16 protein-coding genes and 1 pseudogene are annotated in these 13,710 nt (G+C 68.4%); 4 read left to right on the top strand and 13 right to left on the bottom strand.

Translation table 11 applies throughout. The features are described 5' to 3' along the window. The first annotated feature begins 368 nt into the window (after positions 1–368). A complete protein-coding gene (locus ABEA81_RS40745) occupies positions 369–896 on the top strand; it encodes a hypothetical protein (RefSeq protein WP_345613178.1) in 528 nt (175 codons plus the stop codon). Between the two features lie 163 nt (positions 897–1,059). Here ABEA81_RS40745 and ABEA81_RS40740 read toward each other — a convergent pair whose 3' ends face one another. From ABEA81_RS40740 to ABEA81_RS40690, 12 genes and pseudogenes are all read right to left on the bottom strand, one after another. After that, entirely contained in the window at positions 1,060–2,280 is a 1,221-nt protein-coding gene (locus tag ABEA81_RS40740; protein WP_345613176.1) for an MFS transporter, read from the bottom strand. A gap of 72 nt (positions 2,281–2,352) precedes the next feature. Next, positions 2,353–2,874 (bottom strand): nuclear transport factor 2 family protein, encoded by a 522-nt coding sequence (locus ABEA81_RS40735; RefSeq protein WP_345613175.1) that lies wholly within the window; start codon positions 2,872–2,874, stop codon positions 2,353–2,355. A gap of 27 nt (positions 2,875–2,901) precedes the next feature. Then, entirely contained in the window at positions 2,902–3,402 is a 501-nt protein-coding gene (locus ABEA81_RS40730) for a GNAT family N-acetyltransferase (RefSeq protein ID WP_345613173.1), read from the bottom strand. Between the two features lie 7 nt (positions 3,403–3,409). After that, on the bottom strand, positions 3,410–3,874 hold the full coding sequence (locus tag ABEA81_RS40725) for a GNAT family N-acetyltransferase (protein ID WP_345613172.1): 465 nt from the start codon (positions 3,872–3,874) through the stop codon (positions 3,410–3,412). Between the two features lie 79 nt (positions 3,875–3,953). Beyond that, positions 3,954–4,898: an NADP-dependent oxidoreductase gene (locus ABEA81_RS40720; RefSeq protein WP_345613170.1), complete on the bottom strand. Its 945-nt coding sequence runs from the start codon at positions 4,896–4,898 to the stop codon at positions 3,954–3,956. Positions 4,899–5,021: 123 nt separating this feature from the next. Further along, positions 5,022–5,939, bottom strand: a complete 918-nt coding sequence (locus ABEA81_RS40715) for an NADP-dependent oxidoreductase (protein ID WP_345613168.1) — start codon at positions 5,937–5,939, stop codon at positions 5,022–5,024. 555 nt (positions 5,940–6,494) lie between these two features. Continuing rightward, positions 6,495–7,091 carry a hypothetical protein gene (locus ABEA81_RS40710; protein WP_345613166.1) on the bottom strand — a complete coding sequence of 199 codons (597 nt, stop codon included), beginning with the start codon at positions 7,089–7,091 and terminating at the stop codon, positions 6,495–6,497. Between the two features lie 144 nt (positions 7,092–7,235). Beyond that, positions 7,236–7,694 carry an OsmC family protein gene (locus ABEA81_RS40705; protein WP_345613164.1) on the bottom strand — a complete coding sequence of 153 codons (459 nt, stop codon included), beginning with the start codon at positions 7,692–7,694 and terminating at the stop codon, positions 7,236–7,238. Positions 7,695–8,171: 477 nt separating this feature from the next. After that, positions 8,172–8,344 (bottom strand): annotated as a pseudogene (gene groEL, locus ABEA81_RS42930) (chaperonin GroEL); the annotation flags it as partial. 901 nt (positions 8,345–9,245) lie between these two features. Continuing rightward, the gene (locus tag ABEA81_RS40700) at positions 9,246–9,530 is read right to left on the bottom strand and encodes a hypothetical protein (RefSeq protein WP_345613162.1); all 285 of its coding nucleotides are present in this window, start codon (positions 9,528–9,530) and stop codon (positions 9,246–9,248) included. Between the two features lie 100 nt (positions 9,531–9,630). Next, entirely contained in the window at positions 9,631–9,807 is a 177-nt protein-coding gene (locus ABEA81_RS40695) for a hypothetical protein (protein ID WP_345613160.1), read from the bottom strand. Next, positions 9,804–10,517: a serine/threonine-protein kinase gene (locus ABEA81_RS40690; RefSeq protein ID WP_345613158.1), complete on the bottom strand. Its 714-nt coding sequence runs from the start codon at positions 10,515–10,517 to the stop codon at positions 9,804–9,806. Before ABEA81_RS40690 ends, ABEA81_RS40695 begins: the two co-directional genes overlap by 4 nt. 290 nt (positions 10,518–10,807) lie before the next feature. Here ABEA81_RS40690 and ABEA81_RS40685 point away from each other — a divergent pair, with 290 nt between their 5' ends. Beyond that, a complete protein-coding gene (locus ABEA81_RS40685) occupies positions 10,808–11,197 on the top strand; it encodes a response regulator (protein WP_345613156.1) in 390 nt (129 codons plus the stop codon). A 24-nt stretch (positions 11,198–11,221) separates the two neighbouring features. On the opposite strand, the gene ABEA81_RS40680 is transcribed toward ABEA81_RS40685, so the two are convergent. Continuing rightward, positions 11,222–11,752, bottom strand: a complete 531-nt coding sequence (locus ABEA81_RS40680; protein WP_345613154.1) for a sensor histidine kinase — start codon at positions 11,750–11,752, stop codon at positions 11,222–11,224. 222 nt (positions 11,753–11,974) lie between these two features. On the opposite strand from ABEA81_RS40680, the gene ABEA81_RS40675 reads away from it, so the two are divergent. Both ABEA81_RS40675 and ABEA81_RS40670 read left to right on the top strand, forming a co-directional pair. Then, a complete protein-coding gene (locus tag ABEA81_RS40675) occupies positions 11,975–12,640 on the top strand; it encodes an RNA polymerase sigma factor (protein ID WP_345613152.1) in 666 nt (221 codons plus the stop codon). Next, the gene (locus ABEA81_RS40670) at positions 12,637–13,410 is read left to right on the top strand and encodes a methylated-DNA--[protein]-cysteine S-methyltransferase (protein WP_345613150.1); all 774 of its coding nucleotides are present in this window, start codon (positions 12,637–12,639) and stop codon (positions 13,408–13,410) included. Before ABEA81_RS40675 ends, ABEA81_RS40670 begins: the two co-directional genes overlap by 4 nt. Positions 13,411–13,710: the final 300 nt, after the last annotated feature.

Below are 13,710 nucleotides of genomic sequence, written 5' to 3'. Positions count from 1 at the left end.
GTTTCACCGGACCGGCCTCGGCGGTCGCATGGCGCGCGTCTTCGTGCCGTCACCAGCGCACCACTCCGCCCGGACACCGTGCAGCGACATGTCGGAGCGGATCGACGGTTGGTCGAGGTTGCCGGCGAGTTGCAGTCCTGGCAGGCGTCGGGTCACGGCGGCAACGACGGCGCGCAGTTCCTGGTGAACCAACGCCCGTCCCATCCACTGGTGACTTCTCATACCGCAGTCGAGATGACGAAAGGCGTCTCGGCATCGGTCGAACGAGTCCGGGCGAGGGACGCGACGCGGATCAGCTGCAGTGTCTGCGGCCGGGGCGTCGAGCTGATCGATCTGGTGAAACCAACGTCCCCAGGGGGCCTCTTCCCATGAGCAAGCGACGCGGCTCCGGCATCGGCTCTCGCGCCATCCGCGGCATGATCGCGGGCGCAGTCGGCACCGCCGCGATGGACCTCGTGTGGTTCAGCCGCTACCGGCGCGGCGGCGGCAAAGATCCACTTCTGCGGTGGGAGTTCGGGGGCGACGTGCTGAGCTGGGCCGACGCATCGGCCCCCGGGCAGTTCGGGCAGAACGTCGAGCGCATCGTCACAGGGCGGCAACCCCCTGAAGGCTGGGCCCGGACCACGACGAACGTCGTGCACTGGGCCACCGGCATCGGCTGGGCAGTCCAGTACAGCGTGCTGGCCGGCCGGCCGGCCCGGCATCCCGTCATCCGGGCGGTCGCGCTCGGACCCGTCGTCTGGCTGTCGGGCTACGTCACCCTCGCGCTGACCGGCGTCTACGAGCCGATCTGGAAGTACGACGTGCGGACCCTCGCCGACGACCTGTCCGCCCACTTCGTGTTTGGTCTCACGACCAGCGCCACGTACGCCGCCCTGACGCGGCAGCGCACCTGACCGACCACGCTCACCGACGCGACCTACGACGCCGACGGCGGCCAGCAGAATGCACGTCGCCGCCACCGACGATCAGGTGGGTCTCCCAGAACGTCTCGTACGCCGCCAGGTACGCGTTGCCCAGGGCCGAGCGAGGCCTGGATGACGGCGAGGTTCGTCATGATCATTCACCGGGCGGAGTACTCCCGGTCGCATCGGTACGCGGGTTGTGTGCGGCGATGACGGTCAACAGGGTTGCGATGAGGGCGAGTGCGCCGTATCCGAGGGCGATCTGCGGTAGCGAGAAGGTGTTGGAGAGGTGGCCGGCGATGAGGGCGGGGATCGTCGCGCCGCTGTAGCTGAGGAGATAGATGGCGCTGAAGATCGATGCCCGGTCGGCCAGAGTGCTGCCGTGCAACAGGCCGCGGGTGGCGGCGCTGATGGCGATGCCTTGACCGGCGCCGGCGACCATGGTCGCGGCGATGAACAACGCCAGTGTGCCGGTGAGGATCGCAGTGACGATGCCGATCATTCCGGCGAGGAAGGCGGTCATGCCGAGGCGTTGCGCTGCGGCTGGTGCGAACCGGCCGCCGAGGGGAGCGCCCAGAACGCTGGGGGCCATGTAGGCGGCGAACACCAGGCCGACGACGAGCGGGCTTCGGGTATGAAGCTGCTCCTCGACCAGCGCGGGCACGAACGCTTGGTAGAAGGCACCCGCCGCCCAGGTCGCCAAGAACACCGCGGCCGCGACCGGGAGCAGACTCCTGACCCGGACCGGCACGCAGACCCGGGGCCGCAGTGATCGCCACGCGCAGGGCATCGGGGTCGCGGTCTCCGGGCTGACGACGATCAGCGCCACCGACGCCAGGAGGAGGGCGATGACGATCAGGAAGATGAGTTGGCGCGGCCAGGGACCGAACTGGACCAGCGTGCCGGAGGCGATGGCGCCGACGGCCAAGCCGAGCATGACTGTCTGGCTGGACGCGACGGACGCCAGCCAGGCCGGCCTGGCCGGCGCCGCATCGACGATGTACGTGGTGATGCTGCTGCTTCCCAGCCCGGCGCCCAGGCCCATCAGGAGCCGACCGGCGATCAGGATGCCGATGTCGTGCACGTTCAGCAGCAGCACGCAGCCGAGCAGGAGCAGGACGAGGCTGGCGATCGACGTGGGCCGTCGGCCCAGATGATTGGAGAGCCTCCCCAGCACCACCAGCGCGGTGAGGGTGGCGGCGGAGTAGGCGACGACGGTCATCGAGATGCCGGCGTTGGTGAACCCGTCCTCGGCTCGGTAGATGTTGAACAGCGGGATCGTCGAGCCCACTGCGGCAAAAGCCGCCACCAGTGAGACGACCGCGGACGCGAAAGCCAGCCGGAGTGTTCTGTCCCGGCCGGCCACGTTGGTCACTGGTGCCACGTTGTGCATCGAGCAGTGCCTTTCGCCGGCGCTGGATCGCCCGGAGTCTGGAGGCTTGGGCGGTTAGGCGATCGCGATGGGATCGGGCGCGCAGGCTGCAACACACACCCAGGCTCCCTCACGCTTCTGGTACGCATCCGTGTACAGGGCTTCTTTCGGCACTCCATCGGCGAGTGTGGTCAGTGTGACGCGAGCGTGGATCAGAGCAACGTCGCTGAGGATGCGGATGTTGACGTCGTGCACAGCGAGATCCTTGAAGGGGCGCGGCTCGGCGATGTACTCGAGGTATTCGTCACGATTGAGGGTGGCGCCCTCGATCTGGATGATGAAGTCCTCCGCGAGGAACTCCTTGAAACGCTCGACATCGTTCGACTGGTCGGAGCGGATGTAGTCGAGGTTGAGCTGCTCGAGGATCGCCAGGTCTTCAGTCGACTGCGCGGTGCCGTTGATTTTTTTGCTCCTTCTGCGTGTGGTTCGCGGTCGTCGATGGCGTGCACGACGAAGGGCGGCATCGTGGAAGTTCGTGACGCCGGTTCGTCGTCGCGCTGTGTCGTCACGAACCGCGTGTTTCAGACTGTCCTTCACATTCGATGACGAGTGAACTCTGGAAGGCTATGTCAGGTCGCGCTCGAGCGCGGCCAGGTCCTCGTCGTGGTTGCCACCCCCGGGTTCGTGCCGGGGGTAGGCGCCGGAGCCGGGATGAACCTTGTCGATCAGGTCGAGGTATTCCGCGTGGCGGGCGATGAATTCACCCACGACCGGGCAGATGACCGTGATCTTCTTTCCGCTCTCGCGAACCTCGTCCAGTACGCGAGCGATGAGCTCCGTGGCCACCCGGTTGTGGCGGGCGGCGGGGTCGACCCAGGTCGTCAGCAGTACAACCCGCCCGCCTACGAACCGGTACGAGAGCTCTGCGATCGCGTCGGCGCCGACGGTGGCGATCCAGCGGCCGCGCTCCGCGTCGTTGATGACATCGAGCACCCAGCTCGACTCCACGTCGCCGAGGTTCTTCCCGTCCAGAGCAGCGATGAGCGTCGCGTTGTTCTCTTCTCGGGCGGCCGCCTCGGCCTCGATACTGATCGTCACGGTGACACTTTCTGCCGCGGAAGCCAATGGATGGTCAGGACCGGCGTGGCCCCTTCGTCACTCCTGGGTGCTTGGAATCGACGAGGCCGGCGTACTCGGGGTTGTTCTCGATGAAGGTGCGCACGATCGGGCACATGACGGTGACCGTCTTGCCTTGCGCGCGTACATCGTCGAGGACCTGTCGGATCAGCTCGGTGGCGATGCCCTTCTTGCGGAACTCGGGGAATACTGAAATGGCCAGCAACACGAGCCGGTCGTCGTCGGCGACGTTGTATGACAGGCCGGCGATCTCGCGATCGCCAACGGTGGCTTCGTAGATGCCGGCTTTCTGGTCGTTGACGACTTCGAAGTCGGCCGCGGACGCGGACGCGTGGGGATTGTCGAGTAGTTCGTCTATGAGAACGGTCTGGTCCTGGCTGAGGGTGCTTTTCCCGCCTGGGTGTTCCGCCTCGTCGGGGTACTCGAAGTCGTAGCGGCTCGGTGCGGTCGGGCCGGACATGGGAGTTTGAGTTTCCCTTCGTTGGTGGTTCGTTCGCCCGCCGGGGTTGCTCGGTCGTGTTCTCCTCGCGCCGAGTCCTTCAGGGGCGAACGTGGATGATCGTCTTACCCATGACCCGCTCGCTCGGGTTGAGGGCGGCGACGGCATCGTCGAGGGTCGCGATGTTGCCGATGTTCGTCCGCAGTCGTCCGTCCCGGACCCGCTGGGCGATCTCACCCAGTTGGTCGGGAACGGACACGACGACGAAGTCGACCGCCAAGCCGTCGGCGGGCCGCGCCTCCGGCGGCCCGGTGACGGTCACCAGCGTTCCCCCGGCTCGAACCAGGCGCGCGGACCGCTTCTGGATGTCGCCGCCGAGGACGTCGAAAACCAGGTCGACCCCGCCGATGTCTTCCAGGGCATCGTTCTCGAGGTCGATGAACCTGTGCGCGCCGAAGTCGAGTGCCGTCTGGCGGTGGGCAGCGCGTCCGGTGCCGATGACGTAGGCGCCGGCCTCCCGGGCGAGCTGCGTCACCATCGAACCGACTGCGCCTGCCGCACCGTGTACGAGGACGCTCTGCCCCGCTCGGAGGCGGCCGTGCTCGAACAGCCCTTGCCACGCGGTCAGGCCCGTCATCGCGATGCCCGCGCCCACCGTGAAGTCGACGTCGCCCGGAAGCGGCGCGAGGTTGCGCGCCTCGACAACCACGTACTCCGCGAGGGTGCCGTCGCGGGTCCAGTCAGTGAGGCCGAAGACCCGTTGTCCCACCGACAGGCCGGTTGTGCCATATCCGAGGGCGCTGACCACGCCAGCGAGCTCGTGTCCGGGGATCGACGGTGTTCGGTCGCGGCCGAGGCGGTCGGTCCAGGTAGATGGCCACTCCAGCTCATTACCGGTGAACCCCGACGCATGAACTTCGACGATGACATCGCCGTAGCTCGCGCCCGAGAGGCTGGCGAGCCTCGCCGCATCCGGATCGGGCCGCTCCGCCAGCTTCATCCCAGCCGTTCCGGCGGCCGGGTCCGTCACCACGATCGCTTTCATGTGAATGCCTCGATGTTTCAATCCTCGCCTGTACGGCGCGTTGGGTCTACGTTGCGTGCCTGCTCGGGGGAGCGCCCGGCTCGTTGTGCCGATCTGCCGCCCGGTGATCGCGTCCCGGAGTTGTCACGGACGAACGCGGATGATCGTCTTTCCCTTGACCCGCTCGGTCGAGTTGAAGGCGGCGACGGCGTCGTCGAGGGTCGCGATGTTGCCGATGTTCGTCCGCAGTCGTCCGTCCCGCACCCGCCGGACGATCTCACCCAGCTGAGCACGGTCGGACTCGACGACGAAGTCGATGGCCAGGCCGTCGGCGGGTCGTGCCTCGGGCGGGCCGGCGATGGTCACCAGTGTTCCTCCGGCTCTAACCAGCTCTGCGGACCGCTTCTGGATGTCTCCGCCGATGACGTCGAACACCAGGTCGACTCCACCGACGTCTTCCAGTGAGTCGGTCCGGAGGTCGACGAACTCCTGCGCGCCGAAGTCGAGCGCGGTCTGCCGATCAGCAGCGCGTCCGGTGCCGATGATGTAGGCACCGGCCTCGCGCGCGAGTTGCGTCACCATCGATCCGACTCCCCCGGCCGCGCCGTGCACAAGGATGCTCTGCCCCGCCCGGAGGCGGCCGTGGTCGAACAGCCCCTGCCATGCGGTCAGCCCCGAGATCGGCAGGCTGGCGCCCACCGTGAAGTCGACGTCGCCCGGCAGCGGCGCGAGGTTGCGCGCCTCGACGGCCGCGTACTCCGCCAGGGTGCCGTCGCGGGTCCAGTCCGTGAGGCCGAACACCCGCTGTCCCACCGACAGGCCCGTCGTGCCGTAGCCGAGGGCACTGACCACGCCGGCCAGCTCGTGCCCGGGAATCGAAGGCGTCCGGTCACGGCCGAGGCGATCGGCCCAGTTCGAGGGCCACGTGAGCTCACCCGGGGTGAATCCCGACGCATGTACCTCGACCAGGACGTCGTTCCCCGCCGCCTCGGGCTCAGGTCGCTCCACGAGCGTCATCCCGGCCGTTCCCGCGGCCTGATCCGTCACCACGATCGCCTTCATCCGGCACCTCCCAGTACTCATACCCGCCCGTCATACGCCGCGGGGATTTATGGACGATTTGGTCCATTATTTCTGCGGAGCAGAGGCGCCTGGCCAGACCGGAGAAGTACGGTACCGGAGGCAGGGTCGCTGCACCAGGTGCTCCGCCAGGACCCCCAGGTGCGCTGATGCCTCCAACCCCCTGGTGGCCAGCGGAGGCCTGCGGATCGGCGTCACGCTACTCTAGCCTGGACGTGCTAGTCCAGTCGACTGAGGTAGGCCTGTTGGTGAACGACCACGTCCTCACCGCACGCTCATCGCGAGGTTCCTCGGCGAGGCCATGATCTGTAAGGCGCTGCCGGTGCGGACCTGGGAGAGGTTCTCGGCGAAGGCGACATCGCGGGTTCAGCGCACAACGTTGTTGCTGCGCTCGCGTTCGAGGGCCAGGAGCTTCAGCGTCGCTGTAGGCGGGGATCGCGTGTGAGCGAGCCCGGCGCCGGCGGGTCAGCCGCTCGATGCAGAACACCTGCGCCGCCAGGGCCTGGAAGATCGCGGCTCGCAGCGGGCTCGGACCGCTCATGGGGTGTGAGGAGGGCCTGCCGGTGTCAACGAGTGACTGAACGGCACGGTCAGGTGCCACCTCGAGTCGACCAGTGGTGAGCGCGGAACATCGAACGTCGTGCTCCAAAACATCGCGGTATCGCTTCCGGCCGAGAAGATCAACGTCAGGGTGTACGACCGCGGGGCAGCGTCGTCGTGGTGCGCGGCGAGGCTCCGGCCGGAGAGGTGAATGAGGCGCGGAAGCGAACTCAACAAGATGGAATTGATGTGCAGCTCGAGACGTTCTGTTCCCGGGATGTTCTCAGATGAATCGGCGGCGCTTTCTCTCGACTTGTCGGTTGTGGCGAGCAGGATGTCGAAACCGCCCAGCACGCGTGCACTGATCGAGAGTTTCAGCTGCAAGAGGTGATCCGGCTCGAGGTCGAGGTACCGACTGCCGTCAGCTGTGATGGTGGCTGAGGACAGCTTCAATGGAAGACCGGTAGCCGGTGAACTCGGCGTGGATCCCGGCTGCTCACCCACCGTGGTTGCCCTTCTCGTGTTCGTGGTTCTGTGGTACGTCCGCAGGGTGCGAGCAGGGTCGAGGCCGAGCACGTCGGCCGTCGTGCGCACCGCAGGCCCCTCCGCGGACGCAGCTTCCGCGTCGTCCCGGTCGAGGCCGAGTCGTCGACCGGCATCGGACCTGGACGGGCGGAACCGCGGTCGGGCCCGAGGTCCGCCCTCGTGCCCGTGCGGCCGGCAACGGCACCTGTGTCACTACGCCCTCGTCGCCGAGGCGGCGAGCTCACCCGGTCCGTTGGTGATGTCGGTCCGGACACTCCACGCGAACTGGAGCAACAGGGTGACCGGGGATCTTTCCACGATGTTGATCATCGTCTGGAAGTCCTCCTCGGGGATCTCCTCGGACAACCGGACAGTGCGCTGCAGATAGCGGGATCCCCCGACCACCCTCGGCTCGTGGTAGGCGACGTCCACGGTGATGTCGCCGGCGTAGTCGTACTTGCGATCCGCATAGCCGCGCAGGGTGATGGCCGTGCACGAGGCGAGCGCCATCATCAGGTACTCGGTCGGGGTCGGCCCCGCACCTCGCGTGCCGGCACGCGGGTCGTCGGCCCGGCCCACGAACTCCCCGGCCCGGACCTCGGTCTCGAGTCGACTCGTGGCCAGCAGCGTCGCTCGCGCGGTCGCGACGACTCGGTCACTCTCCGGGCTCATGCCCGCTCCTCTCGATTGGCGACCGATCCTGACTCCCGGCCGCTCCTGCAGACGTCCGCCGCTGTCGATCGCGGCAACCCAGCCCCTTGGCAGACGCGTCGCCCCCGCCGTGCGGCCCCACCTCGATCCCGTTCCGACCAGCGCGGCGTGACCAGCGGGCGCGCACGAACGCGTCGCTGAGGCCCGCATCGCTCTCACGGCCGGACATCCTTATAGTCGTACCAGATAGTCCAGTCGGATCGACCCGAGGGCCTGCCTGCTACCCAGTCGACAGTCGCCACGATCAGGAGGGGATGCGGCGGTCCTGACGTGCTCGGGCAGCTGATCCGTGGTTGACCCTCACCCCGGGTGGGTGAACGCATCGTCCCCACGTGACGTCGCTCTCGGTGTCGGCGGCGATGCCCTCCTTCACAGCGGCGTCGGTGTTGCGGACTGTCTCTTCGAGGCGGGTCGTAGTCGGTGTCGTAGTCGGTGTCACGCGCCGTCGGCGATGGTGGTTTCGTCCGTCGCGACGACGGCCTTGCGGGTGCCGGCCGGCAGCGACAGGTCGGCGTTCTCCAGCTTCAGCCCGACCTGGTCCGAAGCACCTCACCACCGGTGAGGATGGCCATGTGGGTGATCAGCGCCTCGCTGGGGTCATCTGGGCCCGGGTCACGAGGAGGTGAGGGTTCTCGAGCTCGACCTCCATCCGCTCGGCGTCGACGACGAAGTAGCGCGGCGGGCTGCCTGTCACGAGCCATTTTTTTTGCCGGTGGGCGCCCAGGCGGGCTGGATGAAGCCTCACAGCCCTGGCGCGGCGTCGGCGGGACGTGCGAGCTGCCTCCTCTGTGGGCACAGCAGTCGGGGGTCAGCCTTCGAGGTGCGCCGAGCAAGGCCGTGTCATCCGGGTCGTCGCCTTGACCGAGCGCCGCTCGACGCTCAATACTCGAACCGTATAGTCCAATGTTGCCGCCCCATCTGATCGCGCGCAAGGCGGTAGGCGAGCACAACCATCCGCTCTGGAGGGCGGACGTCACGTCCGGCAGGACCACGACGCCCGTCGTGTCAGCGATCATGATGGCCGCACGGCAGTTGAGTCGACAGAGTCGAAACGACCATGCCAGCCGCGACAGCAGAGTTGTGGCAGCAGCGATGGGGCATCTGATGGATACGTTGGCTACGGCCGGGTCACGAGGAGCGCTGCTGATCGTGGTGTCCGGTGGCGCCGGATTGGGTGCCTGACGAAGGTAGGGCGAATCGACGGAACAATTCCGTCGGTGCCGCCGCAGGTCGTTCCGAGATCGTCTTGGCAATGAGCTGAGGCGGGGTTGTTGTCGGTCGGGTCCTGCGACCGAATCATGTTGCAGCTGGGTCTGGCGCGCGTCGATGTGGCGAACGTCCTCGGGACACGGACAACGTCGTCTGCGCGCCGAAACGTGGGCGTGATCAAGGTTGCTCACCGGTCGCGCTGTGCTGCCTTGCGGAGAGGCCCGACGATGGGGGAGCAGAGCAGGCTCAGCTTCGGGAAACGAATGGATCGCCCGCCAGGGAGGCGGTGGTCGGGAAGCAGCATCACTCGTCGTACACAGTCTCGTCGGACGCAGTCTCTGCCAGCGGTGCCGCGCTCGTCATCGCCCGCAGCCCTGCCCGGGCTTCCTCATGCGCGGCCGCCCGCTTCTGCCCGGCGAGCCGGAGAAGTTCGACCGCCTGGCAGGCGTCAGCGGGATCCTCCAGCGCCGTGGTGGCGTCCAGGACGTGCTCTCGCGCCTCGGTCAGCAGCCGGTCGACCTCGCGGAGGCGGCGGTACACGCGGGCGGACCTGAAGATCGCTTGGTGGTCGCCCGTGTAGACGGTCATAGCTGCTCCTCCCAACGTTCCTGCACGGACAGCTGTTGCGCCACCATGCCCAGGTGGGCAGCCACGCCCAGCACCCGCGCGCTCGTCGCAGATCCCCGGGTCATGCGGCATGGTCGGTGCCGACTTCGATCATTCCGATGTAGATCCAGTAGTGCTCGACCAAGCCGTGGCTTGTGATCGGCCCGACGTACACCTTGCGGAAGACCTTCCCGTGCATCTCCACCAGCTCGGTCTTGACCCCTTGTGGCGCGCGGGGCCCGGTGGTGTTGGCCATCACGCCGCCCTGCCCTCGGGAGCGACGGCCTCGGACCGTCCGACGACGCCGGACAACTGGTTGTCCACCCTGCTGGGCATGGTCCTGGCGGTCACCGTGACCAGGCCGCCGCAGTCGCAGCACTCGGGCTCCATGACCGGGTCGGTGCCGAGCACCTCGCACCGGTGCCAGATCCAGACGGACCTCAACAAGCTCACGCCGCCCGCAGGGTCCGGCCTACCGTTATCCGTGATCATCAGGTTCGCCGGCTTCACGTCGCAGTGCACGACGCCGGCCTCGCGGACCGCCTCCAGTGCGGCGGATAGTTGCAGGCCGAGTGCGGCCACGACGGGCGGTGGCAGTCGGCGCCGGCCCCGCAGCAGCTCAGCGAGGCTCACGCCGGGGTGGTAGTCCATCACCAGGCGGGCCGAACCGCGGTGCGGCACCAGGTCGTGCACGGCGACGACGTTGGGATCCCGTACCAGCGCGGTGAGCCGCGCCTCGACGTCGATCGGGTTGTGGTCCCGGAACAGCTTGATCGCGACGTCGCGGTCCAGCAGCTCGTCGTGGGCACGCCACACGTCCGCAGTCGCCCCACGGCCCACTCGTTTCGCGAGCCGGTAGCGGCTCCCGATCAGCACACCACATCGGGGAGCGGGGGCGTCGTCGGCGGCGCGAGTGCGCGATGTGTCGGGATGCGGACGAGTGGGTCGGAAGCGACAACGGAAAGTCATGAGACTCCTCTTGACCAGTGCCGCCGATGTCCGGGTCGATGAGGAGGTCGTGTGGACTCCACGGCTCGGGCCGGGCGATGATTTACGACTCCCACAATCGCGGGGCCACGAGGCCCTGTCTGCCCGGCCAGCAGCCAACGGCGGGCCCGGAGAGCCGTCCGCTGGAAGCCCTGCTAGCCGGTAGGCGGTCGTCGCAGGGCGGACAGGGTAGGGGAGGCGTCGACTACGAGGTCTGCCCGCTCGGACAGCGGCTAGCTGCGTGGTGGGGGCATCGCGGCGGCCCTAGCCTGATGATCGTGACCCTGCGGTGTTTGCTCGTCGATGACAGCCTGGAATTCCTCCACACCGCGCGGACACTGCTCGAACAGGAGGGTCTGCAGATCGTGGGCGTGGCCACGACGGGCGCCGACGCAACCGTCCGCGCCGCCGAGCTGCGTCCTGACGTAACGCTCCTCGACGTCGATCTCGGCACGACCGACGGCTTCGAGCCGGCGCGGCACCTGGCGGACCGCCAGAACCTCGACGGCGGTCACCTGATCCTGATTTCCGTGAACGCCGAGGAGGACCTCACCGATCCGATCGAGGCGAGCCCGGCCATCGGGTTCGTGTGGAAGCCGGCGCTGTCCGCCGCGGCGATCGAGTCACTGGTTCGCGACGTCGGAGGTGGCGCACGACGATGAGGTGAGCCCTGCTCGGCTATGCGCCTAAGCCGTGTGTTGGAGGGGGAACTCGGCCAGAACGGCAGTGCCGGTGCCAGGGCGGGAGTGCAGGGCGAGCCGGCCGCCGAGCGTGTCGACGCGGTCCTTGAGGCCGAGGAGGCCGGATCCGCCGGTGAAGTGTGCGCCGCCTCGGCCGTCGTCGCGAACCTGGACTCGCAGGACGGCGTCGGCCGGCGTGGTGTCGATCTCGACCTCCACGGTCACGATCGAGGCCTCGGCATGCTTGGTGGCGTTCGTCAACGCCTCTGCAACGACGTAGTAGGCGGCGACCTCGACCGGTTCCGGCAGCCGTCGGCCGGCGGGCGCCTTGATCCGGACGGGGACGCGCGATCGGCGGGCGAGCGCGTTGAGGGCGGGGAGCAGTCCACCTTGGGCGAGGGCCGGGGGGTGGATGCCGCGGGCGAGCTCGCGCAGTTCGGTCATGGCAGTGGCTGCTTCGGATGCGAGAGCATCCAGCCGTTCCCTCAGTGCGCCGGACTCGGGCGGTACGGCCGCTCGGGCGATCCGCGCGCGCATGGCGATGCCCCGTGTGTCTGCCCGCCAACCTGCGGCGCTCACCACCAGCACGTTACCGGCCAGGCAGGGCTACTACTCGCAGGGGTGTTCAGGCTCTGCGGATCGAATACCGGCCGGGGGGCTGCTCTCGCGGCCGAGCACGTTGCCACGAGGTTGTGCGCCGGCCTGCAACCGGCGCGCGCCGGGCGGTGTTGTGGAGGGTCGGGAGGTGTTGCAGAGGGCATGCCCGAGAGGCTGAGTGGCGAGTCGGCGCGCATCGATGCGGCCGCTGAGGTCGAGGATCGTCTCCGCGATGCGCTGGTCGTCGACCTCGATGCCGGGTTCGCCGACGTCGTGCGGGTGCACGAGAGGGTTGTGTACTCGGTAGCACTGCGGCTTACTCGACGGCGAGAGGACGCCGAGGACGTGGCCGCAGATGCGTTCCTGCGGGCCTACCGTGCGCTGCGCAGGTTTGACGCGGCGCGTATCCGGGTGCTGCGGCTACGGCCGTGGCTGTTGACGATCCTGCGCAACACGGCGCGGAACGCCGTCCGCGACGCCGGCCGGCGTCCCGGCCCAGCCCTCGTCTCCGAACCGGTTGACGGGGTCGCGGCCGGGCCGAGCGTCGAGGAGCAGGTGGAGGCCGACCACGCGCAGCGCGCGTGGGGTGAGTTGCTCGCTCGGCTGCCGGAAACGCAGCGGACTGCGGTGGTGCTGCGCCATGTTGAGGACCTGCAGACCGGCGAGGTCGCCGAGGTCCTCGGCTGCCCTGAAGGCACCGCCAAGTCGCACATCTCGCGCGGGCTGAAGAAGCTGCGGGCGCTCCTGGCGGATGATGCGGATGGCCCACCGGGCTCACTCATGATCGAGCCGCCGCAGGCGGCGACGTCTGGGAGGACGGTTCGATGATGATCAATGGGATCGATCCGGTGCTCAGTGCGCTGCGTGGACTCTCCTGCCCGGCGCCAGCTGGGCTGAGCGCCAAGGTGTTCACCCGCTGGGTGGCCACGCCGAGCCCGCTCGGCGAGCTGTACGTCGCGTTCACCGGTACCGGGGTCCAGTTCGTGCGCACCGCCGAGTCGGTCGACGGTGACCCTGCCGCGTTCGCCGAGGCCTACCGGCGCCGCTTCGCCCGACCACTGCGCACGGCCGACCGCGCCCCGGCCGGGCTGCTCCCGGCGCTGCGTGGACGCCGCGGGACAGGGCTGCTGCTGGACCTGAGCGCTCTTTCGGACTTCGAGCGCGACGTGCTCGCTGCGACCCGCGGCATCCCCGCCGGGGAAACCCGGCCCTACGGCTGGGTGGCACGGGAGGCCGGGCGACCACGCGCGGCCCATGCGGTCGGAAGCGTGCTAGCCCGCAACCCAGTGCCGCTGCTGGTGCCGTGTCATCGGGTGGTGCGCGCCGACGGCCGGCTGGGCGAGTACCTGTTCGGCCCCGCGCACAAGGAGAAGTTGCTGCGCGGCGAGGACGCCAACCTCGACGACGTCCTCGCCTACGCCAGACAGGGCATGCACTATCTGGGCAGCGACACCACCGGTGTCGTGTGCTTCCCCACCTGCCACCAGGCGCGCCGGATCACGCCTTCGCACCGGCACGGGTTCCGCACGCTCGCCGACGCCGCCGCCGCCGGGTATCGACCCTGCCGCGTCTGCCGGCCCGCCGTCGACGCGGCATGACCACCACCCCGACGCCGAACGCACCACCCTCCCCACCGATCGGCCGACAGCTGCGGGATGTTCCGCTCCTGCGGAGGAGGGCTTCTGATCGTCGGCTCTGGCACACCCGCGGCTTGCGTCGGTGAAATGTGGCGCGCAGCCCGGCAGGGCGGTCGCGCCCTCGGTGTGGATCGTCCGGAGACGACCGATTCCCGGGGTTGTTCGGGCCGCCGGCTCTGCGCTGCAACCCATCAGGCGCGGGCGGTGTTCTGTCAGGTGCCGCGTCGATGCACCCGGCTCACGCCCACGGTGGCTTCCCAT

This window comes from Pseudonocardia adelaidensis (assembly GCF_039543345.1).
GTDB classification, from domain to species: domain Bacteria; phylum Actinomycetota; class Actinomycetes; order Mycobacteriales; family Pseudonocardiaceae; genus Pseudonocardia; species Pseudonocardia adelaidensis.
This window is presented reverse-complemented; position numbering and strand designations above follow the sequence as displayed.